Origin of the sequence: Actinomarinicola tropica (assembly GCF_009650215.1) — a bacterium.
GTDB lineage: Bacteria > Actinomycetota > Acidimicrobiia > Acidimicrobiales > SKKL01 > Actinomarinicola > Actinomarinicola tropica.
Window position 1 is genome coordinate 467,294 of record NZ_CP045851.1, and the last position, 16,123, is coordinate 483,416.

Genomic DNA, 16,123 nt, shown 5'->3' on the forward strand with positions numbered 1-16,123 from the left:
CCCCCCGTGCGAGACCTGCACGTCGCCGTCATCGGCGCCGGCATGGCCGGCATCGCCAGCGTCATCAAGCTGCGCGAGGCCGGCATCGACGACGTCACCGTGTTCGAGAAGGCCGACGAGGTCGGTGGCACGTGGCGGGAGAACACCTACCCGGGCATCGCCTGCGACGTCCCGTCCCACCTGTACAGCTACTCCTTCGCCCCCAACCCGGACTGGAGCCACACGTTCTCGCCCGGGCCGGAGATCCAGGAGTACTTCCGGGGCGTCGCCCGCCGGGAGGGCGTGTACGAGCGGACCCGGTTCGGCGAGGAGGTCACCGCCCTCGAGTGGGCCGACGGGCGCTGGACGCTGGCCACCGGCACCGGCTTCCGCGACACCTACGACGTGGTCATCGCCGCCACCGGCGTCCTCCACCACCCGAACCTCCCCGACCTGCCCGGGCTCGACACCTTCGCCGGCGCCGCCTTCCACAGCGCCCGCTGGGATCACACCGTGGCCCTCGAGGGACGCCGGGTCGGGGTGATCGGCACCGGCTCGTCGGCGGTGCAGATCACCGGGGCCCTCGTCGACCGGGTCGGCCACCTCGACCTGTTCCAGCGCACCCCGCAGTGGATCATGCCGGTCGACAACACCCCCTACGACGAGGCCCAGCGGGAGGCGTTCCGGACCGACCCGGCGCTCATGCGCCAGGCCCGCGACGGCTTGAGCCGGGCCTTCGCCGACCACTTCGCCAACGCGGTGATCGACGCCGACTCGCCGGCCATGGCCCTCATCGAGGAGGCGTGCCGGGCCCACCTGGAGACGGTGGCCGCCGACCCGGTGCTGCGGGAGAAGCTGCGTCCCGACTACCGGGCGGCGTGCAAGCGCCTCATCGCCTCGGACAACTTCTACGACGCCATCCAGCGCCCCAACGCCTCGCTGGTCACCGAGGCGATCGAGCGCATCGAGCCGGCTGGCGTGCGCACCGCCGACGGCGAGCTGCACGAGCTCGACGTGCTCGTGCTGGCCACCGGGTTCCGGGTCGACCGGTTCCTCCGGCCCACCGAGGTGCGGGGCCGCGACGGCATCCGCCTCGACGACGTGTGGAAGGACCGGCCCAGCGCCCACCTCGCCCTCGCCGTGCCCGGCTTCCCGAACCTGTTCCTGCTCAACGGCCCCAACGGCCCGGTCGGGAACTTCTCGCTCATCGACGTCGCCGAGCTGCAGCTCGGGTATACCATCCAGCTGCTCGACCTGCTCTGGGCCGGCGCTGAGTCGGTGGAGCCAACGCCCGAGGCGGCCGAGGCGTTCGAGCAGGCCCGGGTGGAGGCGACCAAGGGCACCGTGTGGGTCACCGGCTGTCGCAGCTGGTACCTCGACGACCGCGGCATCCCGGCGGCGTGGCCGTGGAGCATCGACCACTTCCGCGAGGTCATGCAGGCGCCGGACCTGTCCCAGTACCGGGTGGCCGGCGCCGAGGTCGGCGCCGGCGCCTGAGCCGGGACGCCTGGCGGCCACCGGTGTCCGACGGCGACGCGATGGCCGACGGCGGTGTCGTGCTCGGCGACGCCGCCGTGTCCCGCGCCGAGGTGATCGAGGCCAGCCGGCGGGCGGCCACCGGCCTGGCCGCGACGGGCGTCGGCCCAGCCGACAGCATCGCCGTCCTGCTCCGCAACGACATCCCGTTCTTCACGGTGACGCTGGCGGCGCGGACGCTCGGCGCCTACGCCGTGACCATCAACTGGCACTGGCGGGCCGGGGAGATCGAGCGCGTGCTCGTCGACTCCGGCGCGAAGGTCCTCGTCGTCCACGCCGACCTGCTGGACGAGGCCGAGCGGTCGTCCCCGACGGGGTCGAGGTGCTCGTCGCGCCCACGCCGCGGGCGCTCGCCGATGCGTTCGGCATCGATCCCGGCCGGTGCCTGGTGGACGACGGCGACACGGACTGGGACCGCTGGGTCGCCGGCTTCGAGCCCTGGAGCCGGGGCCGGGCCGGAGCGGCGGCGAGCATGATCTACACCTCCGGCACCACCGGCAAGCCCAAGGGTGTGCGCCGGGCGCCGTTCACGCCCGAGCAGGCGACGGCCCTGGCCGAGATCAACGAGCAGGTCCTGGGGATCGTTCCCCGGATGCGCACCCTCATCCCCGCCCCCATGTACCACTCTGGGCCTGTCCCATCCAGTACGTCGGTGCGTGCAAGCGCTCCGACCTGGTCTGCCGGGCGACCACGGTCCGGCGGGGCAAGGAGCTGACCTTCGTCGACATCGTCGGCGAGGACGACGCCGGCAACCCGGTGGCCCACGCCATCCTCACCTACCGGATCGTGCCCTGACCCCGGGTCGCCTGCGGCTCCGCCACCACGCCGCGCTCGACGTGGCTGGCCGGGACCGGGTCGCCGAGTGACCCGCCCGGACCGCCTGGGGCTCCGCCACCGCCGTCAGGGCGGCCCCGCCACCGAGGTGGCGACCTCCTTGGCCCAGCCGTAGTCGGCCTTGCCGTTGGGCGCCCGGCGCACCTGCTCCATCACCACGATCGACTTCGGGATCTTGTAGCCGGACAGGGACGAGCGCAGCCACGCCCGGAGCTCGTCGCCGTCGGGGGGAGCAGCGGCGCTGGTCCCCACCACGGCGACGATCTGCTGGCCGAGTTGCTCGTGGGGGAGCCCGACCACGAGGCAGTCGTCGACGGCCTCGTGGCGCTTCAGCGCCTCCTCGACCTCCTCCGGGTAGATCTTCTCGCCCCCGGAGTTGATGCAGTTCGACCCCCGACCGAGCAGCGTGATGGTGCCATCGGCCTCCACCGTCGCCCAGTCGCCGGTGAGCGCATACGAGATCCCGTCGATCTGGCGGAACGTGCGAGCGGTCTTCTCCTCGTCCTTGTAGTAGCCGTACGCGGCGGACGCCGAGGCGAGCAGGCCCGGCTCGCCCGACCCGGGCTCGACGTCACGGTCGTCGGGCGTCAGCACCGGGTGGTGGGGGCGAGCTGGAACTTGGCGGTCTCGACGTGCATGCCCTTGGCCGCGGCGGTGACCGCGTAGCCACCGCCCTCGGTGGAGCCGAGCGCGTCGATGAGGAGCGCGTCGAGGCGGGCGGTGAGGCCGTCCTTGATCTCCGCGCTCCACATGGCGCCGGAGGAGACGATGGTGTCGACGCTCGTCAGGTCGAGCTGGCGGCCGTCCTGCTCCATCTCCTCGAGCGCTCGCAGCATCGGGCGGGCGAAGGCGTCGCCGACGATGGTGATGCGGGTGACGCGCTCGCGCTCGACGGTGCGCCACAGCTCGTGGGCGTCGAAGGACCGGCCCTCGAGGAGCACGGCGGTGCCCCCGGACAGCAGCGGCGGCATGCCGCCCACCCACATGCCGGTGCCGTGCATCAGCGGCGGGCAGGGCACGGACACGAACCGCGGCCGTTCGGCCATGGCCGCGACGAACGCCGGGATCTCGGCGAGCGTCGAGGGGGTGGCCACCGGCAGCCCGAGCGTGGCGAACGCGTCGTACAGGCCCTTCACGAAGTCGTGCTGGCGGTACATCACCCCCTTCGGCATCCCGGTGGTGCCGCCGGTGTAGAGCATGTAGAGGTCGTCGCCGGGCCGGTCGAGGCGGGGCATCGGGTCGTGGGCGTCGAGCAGCTCGTCGAACGCGACCGCGCCCTCGACGTGCTCGCCGCCGTCGTCCACCTCGACGAGCAGCCGCAGGCGCGGCAGACGGTCGACCACCCGGGACACCCGGTCGCCGAGCGAGGTGTGGAACACCAGCACCTCGCTGTCGCTGTTGTCGATCAGGTAGGCGAGCTCGTCGTCGAGGTACCGGTAGTTCACGTTCACCGGCACGCCCCGGCCTTGAACGCGCCGTGCTGCGCGATCAGGTACTCCGGGGAGTTGTAGAGGTACAGCGACACCTTGGTGCCCAGGCCGAGGCCGGCCGCCTCCATCGCCCCGGCGAACCGGGCGGCACGGTCGTCGTAGGCGGCGTAGGAGATCCGGCGGTCCCCCTGGACGATGGCCGTCGCCTCCGGGCAGGCGTCGGCGACGGCCTCCCACGCGCTCGCGAAGTGCAGGTCCACGATCTTCCCCCTGGCTCGACCCCGGACCGCGCCCGGGCGTCAGCCCCGAGTCTGGCCCACACCGCGGGGCGCTCGCCGGGGGAGCAGCGGGCTCAGGACCGGGCGCGGGCCTTCAGCTCGCGGAACGGGCTCGTCGTGTCGATCCCCGGCTCCTTCGACAGCCCGAGCACCCGCTCGCCGACGATGTTGCGCATCACCTCGTCGGTGCCGCCGCCGAGGCGCATCCCCGGCGTCCCCAGGATGTACTCCGCCCAGGCGTAGGTGCCCCACTCTCCGGTGTCGGCGGTGACGCGGGGCCCGAGGACCCGCGACACCCACTCGCTGAGCGCGGTGAGGTTGTGGGTGAGGGCGAGCTTGCCGATCGACATCTCCGGCCCGGGCAGCTGCCCGGCCTTGATCTTGTCCGTCGCCCGCTGCCCCGTGAGCTTGCCGACCTGGAAGCCGATCCAGATGCGGACGAGTTCGTCGCGCAGGACGGGGTCGTCGGCCTTGCCGAAGTGGCGGAGCATCGCGCCGAGGCGGTCGATGGACGACACCCCGGCACCCGCGCCGCCGCTGCCCGAGCCGATGGACGCCCGCTCGTTCATGAGGGTGGTGAGCGCGACGCGCCAGCCGTCGTTGACGTCGCCGAGGCGGTGGTCGTCGGGGACCCGGACGTCCTCGAAGAACACCTCGTTGAAGCTGGCGCCCCCGGTCATCTGCCGCAGGGGCCGGACCTCGACGCCGGGGTCGTGCATGTCGACGACGAACGCGGTGAGGCCCCGGTGCTTCGGCTGCTCCGGGTCGGTGCGGCACAGCACCTCGCCGAGGTCGGCGTACTGCGCGCCGGAGGTCCAGACCTTCTGCCCGGAGATCACCCACTCGTCGCCGTCGCTCACCGCTCGGGTCTCCACGCCGGCCAGGTCGGAGCCGGCGCCCGGCTCGGAGAACAGCTGGCAGCCGACGAGATCGCCGCGGTGCATGGCCCGCAGGTAGGCGTCCTTGGCGACGTCGGTGCCGTGGGCGAGAATCGTCGGGGCGACCATGCCGAGGCCGATGCCGAAGAACCCCATGTTCGGCGTCTCGTACCCGGCCTCGAGGCGGGCGTAGGCGCGCTCGTGGGCCTGGGTGAGCTCGCGACCGCCGTACTGCTCCGGCCCGGTGATCCAGCCGAGGCCGGCGTCGAACCGGGCCGCCCGCCAGCGCTTCGCCTCGGCGAGGTTGCGCCGCTCCTCCTCGGGGTCGATCTCCTCGAAGATGGCGACGGCGTCTTCGCCCTCGCCCCAGACGAACTTCGTCTCCTCCGCGGCGCGCTTCTCCCGGGCGTGGGCCGCCAGGAACGTGCGGACCTCGGCCTCGAAGTCCTCCAGGGTGGACTCGCCGGACGTGCTCATCGCGACCTCGCGCTCCTCGGGTGGGGGGTGTGCCGGTGGGGCAGGACCGTAGCCGTGTCTCACTGCGGATGTCGGGCGCGGGCGGCGGCGAGGCGGGCGAGCCGGAGCTCGGCGGCCAGGCCGTCGGCCAGGGGCAGGTCGGCGGCGACGCGCAGGGCTCGCTTGGCCACCCGGGCGGCGGCCGGGTCGAGGGCGGCGAGGCGTCGGGCGACGCCGAGCGCCTCGTCCTCCAGCGCCTCGGGCGCCACCACCCGGTGGACGATGCCGCGGCGGGCGGCCTCGTCGGCGTCGATGGTCTCGCCGAGCATGACGTGCGGCGTGGCTGCTGGCGCGCCGAGCAGGCGGCCGAGGCTCTGCGTGCCGGCGGCGGCGGGCAGCATGCCGAGCGTGGTCTCGGGCAGGCCGAGGCGGGTGTCGGCGGCGGAGCAGGATCTGCCCCATGCTCGCCGCGAACCCGACCGCCACCGTGGCGACGTCGTTGGGGATCAGCTGCATCGTGTCGTAGACGGCCAGGCCGGCCATCACCGACCCGCCGGGCGAGTTCACGTACAGGCAGATGTCGCTCTCCGGGTCGTCGGCCGAGAGCACGAGCAGCTGGGCAACGAGCCGGTTGGCGCTGTCGTCGTCGACCGGCTCCCCGAGGAGCAGGATCCGCTGGTCGAGCAGGCGGTCGAACGCCGACGGCGGGTGGGAGGTGAGGTGGTCATGGCGGCAGTGTCCCCGCAGACGACGCCGCCGCGACCCGTCTCCGCTGCAGGCAGAACAGGACGTGAGGTCCGGCGGCGTGGTGGCCGGGTCCGCCGGTCAGACGGTGGGGACGACCACCCCGTGGATCGGCGGCATGCCGCGCTCGCCGGCCATCGTCTGCAGCAGCTCCTCCACCCCGCCGAGGCCGACCGTTGCCCGGTCGAGCTGCTCGAAGGGGTAGCGACCGGAGGCGAGCAGGTCGAGCGCCGCCCGGTAGGCGACCACGTCGACGCCCAGCGCGCCTTCGATGCGCAGCTCCTTGTAGACGACGTGGTCGGGCTCGAACCCGGGCGCGCCGCCGCCGCCCCGGGTGCCGGCGATCACGATCCGCCCGCCGGTGGCGGCGAGCTGCACCGCCTGCGCCACCACCTGCGGCGCCTTGGCGGTCACGTCCACGATCACGCTCGCACCCGGCCGCCCGGTGGCGGAGCGGAACGCCTCCACCGGGTCCTGCTCGGTGATGTCCACGACCAGGTCGGCGCCGAAGGACGGGGCCGCATCGAGGCGGGGGCGGTCGCGCTCGCCGGCGCCGGTGACCATGACGAACTCGGCGCCCGCCTCCTTGGCCGCCACCGCCGCCGACAGCCCTCGCACCCCGCAGCCGAGCACAGCCACGGCGTCGCCCGGGCCGGTGCCCGGCACCGTGGCGCCCCAGCGGATGCCGGCGCCGAGCGGGTTGAACAGCGTCGCCACCACCGGATCGAGCCCGTCGGGAACGGGCAGCACCATGGAGTCGGGCCCGAGGTACTGGTGGGTGGCGTAGCCGCCCCACAGCCCCGGCCCGGTGTTGACCGACACGAAGCCGTACATGGTGGCCAGCCCGTTGCGCTCGCAGCGCCGGTACGCGCCGGAACGGCAGGCGTCGCACTCGCGGCACGACTGGAAGACCTCCACCGCCACCCGCTGGCCTTGCGACACCCCCCAGCGCTCGGCCGCCACCGGCCCGATCTCCTCGATCACGCCCACCGCCTCGTGGCCGGGGACGAACGCGTGCCCCGGGTGCAGCTGGCCGCTGTACTGCTCGTGGTCGGTGCCGCAGAGCCCGCACGCCTCCACCCGCAGGAGGGCGTCGTCCTCGCCGATGTCCGGCAGCGGCAGGGTCCTCGGCACGAGCGTGTGCGGGCGCTCCAGCACCATGGCGGTGGCGTTCATCGTTTCCCCCTGTGGCCGGGCCGGCGGTGAAGCAAAGACATCCATCTGTTGCATGTCTCGCCGGGGCGATCCTACGCTCGACCGACCACCTCCGCAGGAGCGAGCCCGTGACGACCCTGACCCCGTCGATGATCCCCGACCTCTTCTCACCCGAGGTCACCGCCGACCCGCACCCGGCCTACGCCCGGCTTCGGGACCTCGGCCCGGTGTACGACGAGCGCAACGACGTGTGGCTGCTCGCCCGTCACCCCGACGTGCTCGACGCGCTGCACCGGCCGACGGTGTTCTCCTCCGAGCGATGACCGCAGACGAGACCGCGCCGGCGTGGCAGTACGCCGACGTGTGGGACGTGATCGCCGAGTGCCGGCCCGGTGCCGCCGCGCTGATCCACGGCGATCGGCGCACGACGTGGGCTGAGTTCCGGGATCGCGCCGCTCGGCTCGGGCGGTCGCTGGTCTCGGGCGGTGCGGCCCGAGGCGATCGCGTGGCGCAGTACCTCTACAACTGCCCCGAGTACCTGGAGGTGTCCTACGCCACCTACCAGGCCGGCCTCACCCCGGTGAACACCAACTACCGGTACCGGGCCGACGAGCTGCGGTACCTGTGGGACAACGCTGACGCCGTGGCCGTGGTCTTCCACGGGTCCTTCGCCGACACCGTCGACCAGGTCCGCGCCGACGTGCCCACGGTGCGCCGCTGGCTGTGGGTCGACGACGGCGGCGGCGACTGCCCGCCGTGGGCGGAGCCGTACGAGGACGTGGTGGGCGCCGGCGCCGACGGCCCGTACCGGGCGCCGTGGGGGCGCAGCGGCGACGACATCGTGATGATCTACACCGGCGGCACCACCGGGATGCCCAAGGGCGTGATGTGGCTCCACGACGACATGTACCGGTCCTTCAACGCCATCGGTGATCCGGACGTCGCCGACCTCGAGGCCATCCGCGCCCGGCTCGCCGCCGGCGGCGACCCTCCGGTGGGCATCCCCGCCTCCCCGCTCATGCACGCCACCGGCTACATGTTCGCCAAGAGCATGCTCGTGCAGGGCGGCACCGTCGTCACCCTGCCCGACCGCCGCTTCGACGCGACCGCGCTGCTCGACGCCATCGACCGGGAGGGCGTGACGGCGATGGCCATCGTCGGCGACGCCTTCGCCCTGCCAATGCTCGAGGCCCTCGACGCCGCTACGGGGCGGTGGGACCTGTCGTCGCTGCAGCTGCTGGTGTCGGCGGGCGTCATGTGGAGCGCCGAGGTGAAGGCCGGCCTGGCCCGGCACCTGCCCACGACGCTGTTCGCCGACCTCCTCGGCTCCACCGAGGCCCACGGGCTCGGCTCGTCGGTCTCCGGCGCCGGCACCGATCCCTCGACGGCGACGTTCTCCCTCGGCGCCCACGCCATGGTCATCGACCCGGATGCGGGAACGGTGGTCGGGCCGGGCGGCACCGGGATGGTCGCAGTCGCCGGGCCGTGCCCCATCGGCTACCACAAGGACCCGGAGAAGACCGCGGCCACCTTCCGCATCGTCGACGGCCAGCGCGTGTCGGTGCCCGGCGACTGGGCCCGGGTCGAGGGCGACGGCCGGATCACCCTGCTGGGCCGCGGGTCGCTGTGCATCAACACCGCCGGGGAGAAGGTGTTCCCCGAGGAGGTGGAGGAGGCGCTCGAGACCCATCCGGCGGTGCGCGACTCCACCGTCGTCGGCGTCCCCGACACCAAGTACGGGCAGGCGGTCGCGGCCGTGGTCGCGCTGCGCGACGGCGCCGACGTCACCCCCGACGAGCTGATCGCCCACGTCAAGGGCCGCCTCGCCGGCTACAAGGCGCCCCGCCACGTGGTGGTGGTGCCCGACGTCGGTCGGGCCCCCAACGGCAAGGCCGACTACGCCGGCGCCAAGCGCCTCGTGCTCGACCACCTCGGCGACGCCCCCTGACCGAGCGCCGGCCCGGCACGCCCTATGGTCGCTGCATGCCGGCCGGAGCGGGTCGACCCCGTGGCGAGCAGGAGGTCAAGCACGCGGTCCTCGAGGCGGCGTCGGCGCTGTTCGCCGAGAAGGGCCCGTCGGCGACGTCGCTGCGCGAGATCGCCCAGGCGGCCGGCGTCAACCACGGGCTGATCCACCGCCACTTCGGGTCCAAGCAGCGCTTGGTCCGGGCGGTGCACGACCACCTCGCCGCGCGGCTCGCGTCCACGGAGCCGTTCCGGGAGGCGTCCGTGCCCGCTGCGCTCGACGCCTTCCACGCCCTGGAGGGCAACCGCACCTACTGGATGGTGCTCACCCGGGCGATGCTCGACGGCGAGCTGGCCGACGTCCTCGGCTCCGACCTCGCCGGCGGCCACCGGATGGTGGAGACCCTGCGGGACGCCCTCGGCGACGAGGCGCCGGTGGACGCCAGCGATCTCATGGCCATGGCGTTCGCCTTCTCCTTCGGCTGGCTGCTGCTGCGCGATTTCATCCAGGCCGCCACGGGCGCCGGTGACGACGTGCCCGAGCAGTGGTTCGCGGCCATGGCCACCCTGCTCGAGCGCCAGGGCCGGCCAGCCCACTGACGCGCCCGGCGCCGACCCCGCCGTCTGTCCGCTCGCCGGCGGCGAGGACCGCGGAGACGCGGGAGGCGGTGGCCTTGCGGGCTGTGTAGACGAGCGTCTACACTTGCCGCGTCCGGGGGCCGGGGGGTCCCGTCACGTTCGAGGAGGACCTGATGGCCCACACGCTCGAGTTCGCCGCCGACGACCTGTTGGCCACCCATCCGATCGAGGAGCCGCTGATCGCTGGCGGCGTCCGCTGCCACGGGGGGTTCCTCGCCGACGGCACCTACGTCTCGCCCCGCACCGCGGTGCGCGGCCCGGCGATCGCCGCCTGGCAGGAGCAGCACCGCACGACATTCGGCACCGAGATCCTGCACGCCCCGGTGGAGACCTGGCCGCCCGGCTACCCGAGCGTCGAGCAGGCGCGGTTCCTGCTCCGCAACGGCGTGCGCGAGCCGATCATCGCGACGTTGTCCCGCATCGGGACCGTCGAGGGCTTCGGCGCCATGATCCGGTTCCTCGCCCCGGCCGACATGCAGAGGTTCTTCGACGACGACATCCGCGGCACGGCGATGGACCACCTGGCCAAGGGCCTGGTCGAGGCGCACGCCCGCGACGAGGCCGGCTACGGCGACGAGGCCGGGCACGACCGCATGTGGTACGCCACCCGCGACATCGCCTTCGAGAACCCGGTCACCCACGACGAGACGGCGCTGATGATGCAGCGCATGGGCATCTCCTTCGGCGCCCAGCCCGATCCCGACGGTGCCCGCCAGCGGTTCATGGGCAAGCGGGCCTTCGAGGACCTCGACCTGGGCCTGGAGCTGCTGATCTCCACGATGCTGCGGGTGCTGTTCGTGGAGATCAAGGCGTTCCACACGTTCGCCTGGGCCGAGGAGCTGCTCTCCGACACCGAGCTCGTCGCCGGCGAGGGCGAGGCCGCCCGCATCGTGTCGTACATCCGGGCCGACGAGACCCCGCACGTGGAGTACCTGCGCACCGCGCTCACCGAGATGCGCGACCGCACCTTCATCGGCGAGTCCGGTCGCAAGTACCCCGGCACCGACATCATCGGGCCGATGTGGGACGCATCGCTGGAGGAGTCGCTCGGCCTGCTCGAGGACCAGAACCGGGCCGCCACGGTTGCCGAGCTCGAGCACACCCTCGCCTCGCACCCGAAGGGCGCCGACCTGCTCGCCGAGTTCCACCACCTCGAGATCGCCGGAGCCGGCGCGTGACCCTGACGCCGCCGGCGATCGACAAGGACGCGCTGCGCCGCCGCTATCGGGCCGAGCGCGACAAGCGCCTCCGCCGGGAGGGCAGGGCGCAGTACCGGCGCCTGGCCGGCGAGCTGGTGCGCGACCCGTACCTGCCCGTGCAACCGCGGGAGCCGGTGACCGACCACGTCACGTTCACCTTCGTGGGCGGCGGGTTCGCCGGGCTCGTCACCGGCGCTCGCCTCGCGGAGGCCGGCGTGGGCGACGTGCGCATCCTCGACAAGGCCGGCGACTTCGGCGGCACCTGGTACTGGAACCGCTACCCGGGCGCCCAGTGCGACACCGCCTCCTTCGTCTACCTCCCGCTGCTGGAGGAGACCGGGCACATGCCCACCGAGAAGTACGCCCACGCCCCCGAGATCCTCGAGCACTGCCGCCGGATCGGCCGCCAGTACGGGCTGTACGATAACGCCCTGTTCCACACCGAGGTCACCGAGCTGCGCTGGGACGACACGGCGCAGGTCTGGGTCGTCTCCACCGACCGGGGCGACCGGTTCACCACCCAGTTCCTCGGCGTCGGCACCGGCCCGCTCCACGTGGCCAAGCTCCCGGACATCCCCGGCATCGAGACCTTCCGGGGGCACTCGTTCCACACCAGCCGCTGGGACTACGCCTACAGCGGGGGCGGCCCCGACGGCTCGCCCATGACGGGCCTGGCCGACAAGCGGGTCGCCATCATCGGCACCGGCGCCACAGCCGTGCAGTGCGTGCCCCAGGTCGCCCGCGACGCCGCCGAGCTGTACGTGTTCCAGCGCACGCCCTCGTCGGTCGATGTCCGCGGCAACGCACCCACCGACCCGGAGTGGTTCGCCAGCATCGCCACGCCCGGCTGGCAGAAGCGCTGGCTGGAGAACTTCACCGCCAACACCATGGGCGGCTTCGGCGGCGCCGACGAGGACCTCGTCGCCGACGGCTGGACCGACATCTCCCGCCGGGTCAAGGCCAAGGTCATGGCCCGGATGGCCGAGGGGGGAGCTTTCGACGCCGACGCCCTCCTCGACGCGTTCGAGGACGCCGACTTCGAGAAGATGGAGGAGATCCGGGCCCGGGTCGACGCCGTCGTCGACGACCCGGCCACCGCCGAGGCGCTTAAGGCGTGGTACGGGCAGCTGTGCCTGCGGGCCGGGGCCCCCGGCCGCATGCTCGGCGCCGGGGACGGCGACGACGAGGGCAGCCGGCGTTCGCTCTACGTGCCGGGATCACCGGAGTGCACGCCCGGCTACTACAACAACGAGGGCCAGCCGGCCACGACGGCGCAGCGGGCGAACGTCCTCGGCTTCCCCGGCGGCCCGCTCGCCTTCTTCCAGAACATCGAGGGCTGGCCGCACCTCCGGCGACTTCGCCGGCCTCGAGATGGCCTGAGCGGGTTAGGCGCTGGCGGACAGCTCGAAGCCCCGGTAGCCGGCGGCGGCTGCGTCCCGGCACGACGCCAGGTACAGCTGCAGCCCGCCCGGCCAGTTGAGCATCTCGCGGGGCTTGCCCGGGATGTTGGCGCCCATGTACCACGAGTCGGCCCGGGGGAACAGGGTCATCTCGGCGATGCCGTGCACCATGGCCCGCCACTCCTCCTCGGCATCGGCCGTGGGCTCGATGCGGGTCGTGCCCGTGTCGCGCAGGTGGGTCATCAGCTCGACCACCCAGTCGCCCTGGACCTCGGCGCACGTCGGGCCGTTGCAGAACCCGGAGGGGCTCTGCGGGCCGTACAGGTAGACGAGGTTGGGGAAGCCGTGGCTGGCCAGGCCGAGGTGGGTGCGCACGCCGCCGGCCCAGTGGTCCCGGAGGCTCTCGCCGTCGGATCCGCGCAGGTCGATGCTGACCAGCCCGCCGGTGACCGCATCGAACCCCGTGGCCATCACCAGGAGGTCACAGGGGTGCTCGCCGTCGGTGGTGCGCACCCCGGTGGTGGTGATCGCCTCGATCGGCGTGGCCCGCAGGTCGACCAGGTCGACGTTGTCCTGGTTGAAGGCGTCGAAGTACCACTGCTCGAGCGAGGGGCGCTTCACGCCGAAGGGGTGGGGTGGCTCGGTGGGGGCGAGGATCTCGGCGACGGCCGGGTCGTGCACCCGCTCGTGGACCTTGGACCGCCAGAAGTCGTATGCGGTGCGGTTGGCCGCCTCGTCGATGAGCAGGTCGGAGTAGCCGCCGGCCCAGAAGGCGAAGCCGCCTTCCTGCCAGAGCCGCTCGTAGGTCTCCAGCCGCTCGGCCTCGGAGACGTCGAAGGTGTTCACCCCGCGCTCGGGGTAGGCGAAGCCGCTGTTGGTCTGGGTGCGGCGCTCGAAGATCTCCGGGTAGTGGGCCTTGGCCTCGTCCTGCCCCTCCCGGGTGAGCCGGCGCTGCTGCATGGCCAGGGCGAGGATGGGCGTGCGCTGGAACACGGTGACGTGCTCGGCCACCCGGGCCGCCTCCTGGATCACCTGCACGCCGCTGGCCCCCGTGCCCACCACGGCGACGTTGCGGCCGGTGAGGTCGACGCCGCCCTGGGGCCAGTGGGCGGTGTGGGACCACTCGCCGGCGAAGGTGTCCAGGCCGGGGAAGTCGGGGACGTAGGCCTTCGCCGCGAAGCCGGTGCACAGCACCACGAACCGGGTGCGCAGCACGTCGCCGCCGTCGGTGCGCAGCTCCCAGCACCGCTCGTCCTCGTGCCAGGTGCCGCCGCTGACCCGGGTCTGGAAGCGGATGTCGTCGCGCAGGCCCCACACCGAGTCGACATGGTCGAAGTAGCGCCGCAGCGCCTGCCAGTCGGGGAAGCGCTCGTCCCAGTACCAGTCCCGCCAGATCGCCTCGTCGGAGTACTCGTACAGCGGCACGTGCGAGTCGACCCGGGCCCCGGGGTAGCAGTTCCAGTACCAGATGCCGCCGAGCCCGGTGCCGGCCTCGATCAAGGTCACCCGCAGCCCCAGCTGCCGCAGGTGGTGGAGCTGGTAGAGGCCGGCGAAGCCGGCGCCGACGATGACGACGTCGTGGTCGGGCTCGCTCACCGTCGCCTCGCCTCGGCCCAGGACAGGCCCTGCTCGACGTCGACGTCGTGGGGGAGGCCGAGCACCCGCTCGCCGATGATGTTGCGCTGGACGACGCCGGTTCCGCCGCCGATGGTGAGGGCGGGGGCGAACAGGAAGCCGTGCCCCCACATCGCCGGGTCGCCGCCGTAGGGGCCGACGTCGTCGCGTACGCCGGCGGTGCCGGCCAGGTCCTTGGCCAGCTCGAAGACGTGCTGGCCGTGCTCGTCGGCCATGATCTTGCGGATGGAGGCCTCCGGGCCGGGGGGCTCGCCCTTGATGGCGGCGGTGACCGTGCGGAGCCGGATGAGCCGCAGCAGCTGGGACTCGATGTGCAGCTGGGCCAGGCGCTGGCGCAGCAGCGGGTCGTCGGCACCGCCGTGGGCCCGGACCACGTCGAGCAGGTCCTCGGCGGTGGGGCCCATGCCCCACAGCGCGCCGCCCGAGGACAGCGACACCCGCTCGTTGCCGAGCGTGACCTTGGCCAGCGACCAGCCCCGGTTCTCCTCTCCCACCAGGTTCTCGGCCGGGATGCGCACGTCGGTGAGGAACACCTCGTTGAACGTGTGCCCGCCGGTCATCTCGATGATCGGCCGGATCTCGATGCCCGGCGCGTCCATCGGGCAGATGAAGTACGACACGCCCTGCTGCTTGGGCTGGTCGGGGTCGGTGCGGGCGATGAGGATGCCGTAGGCCGAGAACTGGGCCAGCGACGTCCAGATCTTCTGACCGTTGATGACGTACTCGTCGCCGTCGCGCACCGCCCGAGTGCCGAGGTTGGCCAGGTCGGAGCCGGCCTGTGGCTCGGAGAACAGCTGGCACCACACCTCCTCGCCGGCGAGCAGCGGCATGAGGTACCGGTCCTTCTGCTCCTGGGTGCCGGCGTGGAGAATCGTCGGGCCGGCCCAGCCGATGCCGATCGGGTTCATCGGCCGGCTCACGCCCGCCCGCTTCAGCTCGTCGTCGATCACCAGCTGCTGGATGGGGTCGGCGTCCTGCCCCCATGGCGCCGGCCAGTGCGGTGCCACATAGCCGGCTTCGGCCAGCTGGCGGCCGCTCGGCTGGGGGTGTTCCGTGAGCCAGTCGCGTACCGCCTTGCGGTCGGGGTGGTCGTCGCCCGGCAGGTCGAAGTCCATGTGCGCGCTCCTGTCCTTCGTGTCGTCGGCAAGCGATAGTAGCGACGGTGTGACATCGAGCAAGAACCGTCTCGCGTACTTGGTTCAGCTCCGGACGGGGACCGAGTGCTCCCAGTCGGCCAGCAGCGCCCGCAGCGCCGCGATGAGCGCGAGCGGCTGATCGAGTGGTACGTGGTGGTGGGCTTGGGGGATCTCGACGAACGGGGCGTTGCGCCCGAGCACCTCGGACATGTGGTCAGTCACGTCCGGCGTGACGATGGCGCTGAACTGGCCGTGGAGCACGGCGATGCGGGTTCTCACCATGGCCAGGTAGTCGTGCAGATCGTGGTCGGCGAACCGGTCGAAGACGCTGCGGTCGAACTTCCAGGTCCAGCCAGCGGGGGTCTCGCGCAGTGAGTGCCGTGCGATGTGGTCCACGATGTAGCGGTTCTCACACGGCTGTGGGGGCACCAGGTGGAAGTGCTCCATCGCCTCCTCCAGCGACGGGTACGTCTTCGGGTTCGAGAACGCCCGCCCCCGGCTCGCCTCTTCGGTCTCCGGGTCCGGGCGGCGCACCGGCGAGTCGATGATGATCGTGCCGGCGATTTCCTCGCCGTGGAGGGCGGCGGTGAGCATGGTCACGAAGCCACCCATGCTGTGGCCGACGGTGATCGGGCGGTGCATGCCGAGCGCACCGGCCACGGCCAGCACCTCGCGGGCCCACTGCTCCATGGCGTAGGTCGACCGGTGGCCGCTGTCGCCGTGGCCGCTCAGGTCGAGCGCCGCGACGTGGTAGTGGTGGGTGAGCTGTGGGGCGATGAAGTCCCACCAGCGGGCGTGGGCGGCGCCGCCGTGCACAGCACGAGCCCGGGCTTGGCCGTGTCGCCCCATGACAGGGCGT

The 16,123-nt window shown here is 72.7% G+C and carries 12 protein-coding genes and 4 pseudogenes; 7 read left to right on the forward strand and 9 right to left on the reverse strand.

Features of this window, described 5'->3' with window-relative positions:
* Nucleotides 1–6: 6 nt before the first annotated feature.
* Nucleotides 7–1,476, forward strand: a complete 1,470-nt coding sequence (locus tag GH723_RS02355; protein ID WP_229022978.1) for a flavin-containing monooxygenase — start codon at nucleotides 7–9, stop codon at nucleotides 1,474–1,476.
* A 23-nt stretch (nucleotides 1,477–1,499) separates the two neighbouring features.
* Nucleotides 1,500–1,991, forward strand: a complete 492-nt coding sequence (locus tag GH723_RS02360) for an AMP-binding protein (protein WP_153758145.1) — start codon at nucleotides 1,500–1,502, stop codon at nucleotides 1,989–1,991.
* Nucleotides 1,992–2,415: 424 nt separating this feature from the next.
* On the opposite strand, the gene GH723_RS18990 is transcribed toward GH723_RS02360, so the two are convergent.
* The 6 genes and pseudogenes from GH723_RS18990 to GH723_RS02395 all read right to left on the reverse strand — a co-directional run bounded on the left by GH723_RS18990 (nucleotide 2,416) and on the right by GH723_RS02395 (nucleotide 7,311).
* On the reverse strand, nucleotides 2,416–2,943 hold the full coding sequence (locus tag GH723_RS18990; RefSeq protein WP_195210474.1) for an AMP-binding enzyme: 528 nt from the start codon (nucleotides 2,941–2,943) through the stop codon (nucleotides 2,416–2,418).
* Nucleotides 2,937–4,039: pseudogene (locus tag GH723_RS02375) on the reverse strand (AMP-binding protein). The gene GH723_RS18990 and the pseudogene GH723_RS02375 overlap by 7 nt, the downstream one beginning before the upstream one ends.
* A 92-nt stretch (nucleotides 4,040–4,131) precedes the next feature.
* Complete coding sequence (locus GH723_RS02380; RefSeq protein ID WP_153758149.1) at nucleotides 4,132–5,412, reverse strand: acyl-CoA dehydrogenase family protein; 1,281 nt, start codon at nucleotides 5,410–5,412, stop codon at nucleotides 4,132–4,134.
* A gap of 59 nt (nucleotides 5,413–5,471) precedes the next feature.
* Nucleotides 5,472–5,819, reverse strand: a pseudogene (locus tag GH723_RS02385) (enoyl-CoA hydratase/isomerase family protein); the annotation flags it as partial.
* A 25-nt stretch (nucleotides 5,820–5,844) separates the two neighbouring features.
* A pseudogene (locus GH723_RS02390) lies at nucleotides 5,845–6,138 on the reverse strand (ClpP family protease); the annotation flags it as partial.
* Nucleotides 6,139–6,216: 78 nt separating this feature from the next.
* A complete protein-coding gene (locus GH723_RS02395) occupies nucleotides 6,217–7,311 on the reverse strand; it encodes a zinc-dependent alcohol dehydrogenase (protein WP_153758151.1) in 1,095 nt (364 codons plus the stop codon).
* 107 nt (nucleotides 7,312–7,418) lie between these two features.
* Here GH723_RS02395 and GH723_RS02400 point away from each other — a divergent pair, with 107 nt between their 5' ends.
* The 5 genes and pseudogenes from GH723_RS02400 to GH723_RS19285 form a co-directional block, all read left to right on the forward strand.
* The gene (locus GH723_RS02400) at nucleotides 7,419–7,613 is read left to right on the forward strand and encodes a hypothetical protein (protein WP_153758152.1); all 195 of its coding nucleotides are present in this window, start codon (nucleotides 7,419–7,421) and stop codon (nucleotides 7,611–7,613) included.
* Complete coding sequence (locus GH723_RS02405) at nucleotides 7,610–9,238, forward strand: AMP-binding protein (protein WP_153758153.1); 1,629 nt, start codon at nucleotides 7,610–7,612, stop codon at nucleotides 9,236–9,238. Before GH723_RS02400 ends, GH723_RS02405 begins: the two co-directional genes overlap by 4 nt.
* 35 nt (nucleotides 9,239–9,273) lie before the next feature.
* Nucleotides 9,274–9,855, forward strand: coding sequence for a TetR/AcrR family transcriptional regulator (locus tag GH723_RS02410; protein WP_153758154.1), 582 nt, complete (start codon nucleotides 9,274–9,276; stop codon nucleotides 9,853–9,855).
* Nucleotides 9,856–10,007: 152 nt separating this feature from the next.
* On the forward strand, nucleotides 10,008–11,072 hold the full coding sequence (locus GH723_RS02415) for a hypothetical protein (RefSeq protein ID WP_153758155.1): 1,065 nt from the start codon (nucleotides 10,008–10,010) through the stop codon (nucleotides 11,070–11,072).
* Nucleotides 11,069–12,232, forward strand: a pseudogene (locus tag GH723_RS19285) (flavin-containing monooxygenase); the annotation flags it as partial. The gene GH723_RS02415 and the pseudogene GH723_RS19285, both read left to right, overlap by 4 nt.
* Before the next feature lie 246 nt (nucleotides 12,233–12,478).
* Here GH723_RS19285 and GH723_RS02425 read toward each other — a convergent pair.
* From GH723_RS02425 to GH723_RS02435, 3 genes are all read right to left on the reverse strand, one after another.
* On the reverse strand, nucleotides 12,479–14,089 hold the full coding sequence (locus GH723_RS02425) for a flavin-containing monooxygenase (RefSeq protein ID WP_229022980.1): 1,611 nt from the start codon (nucleotides 14,087–14,089) through the stop codon (nucleotides 12,479–12,481).
* Complete coding sequence (locus tag GH723_RS02430; protein WP_153758156.1) at nucleotides 14,086–15,243, reverse strand: acyl-CoA dehydrogenase family protein; 1,158 nt, start codon at nucleotides 15,241–15,243, stop codon at nucleotides 14,086–14,088. The genes GH723_RS02425 and GH723_RS02430 overlap by 4 nt, the downstream gene beginning before the upstream one ends.
* Before the next feature lie 84 nt (nucleotides 15,244–15,327).
* Entirely contained in the window at nucleotides 15,328–16,113 is a 786-nt protein-coding gene (locus GH723_RS02435; protein WP_153758157.1) for an alpha/beta fold hydrolase, read from the reverse strand.
* Nucleotides 16,114–16,123 lie beyond the last annotated feature (10 nt).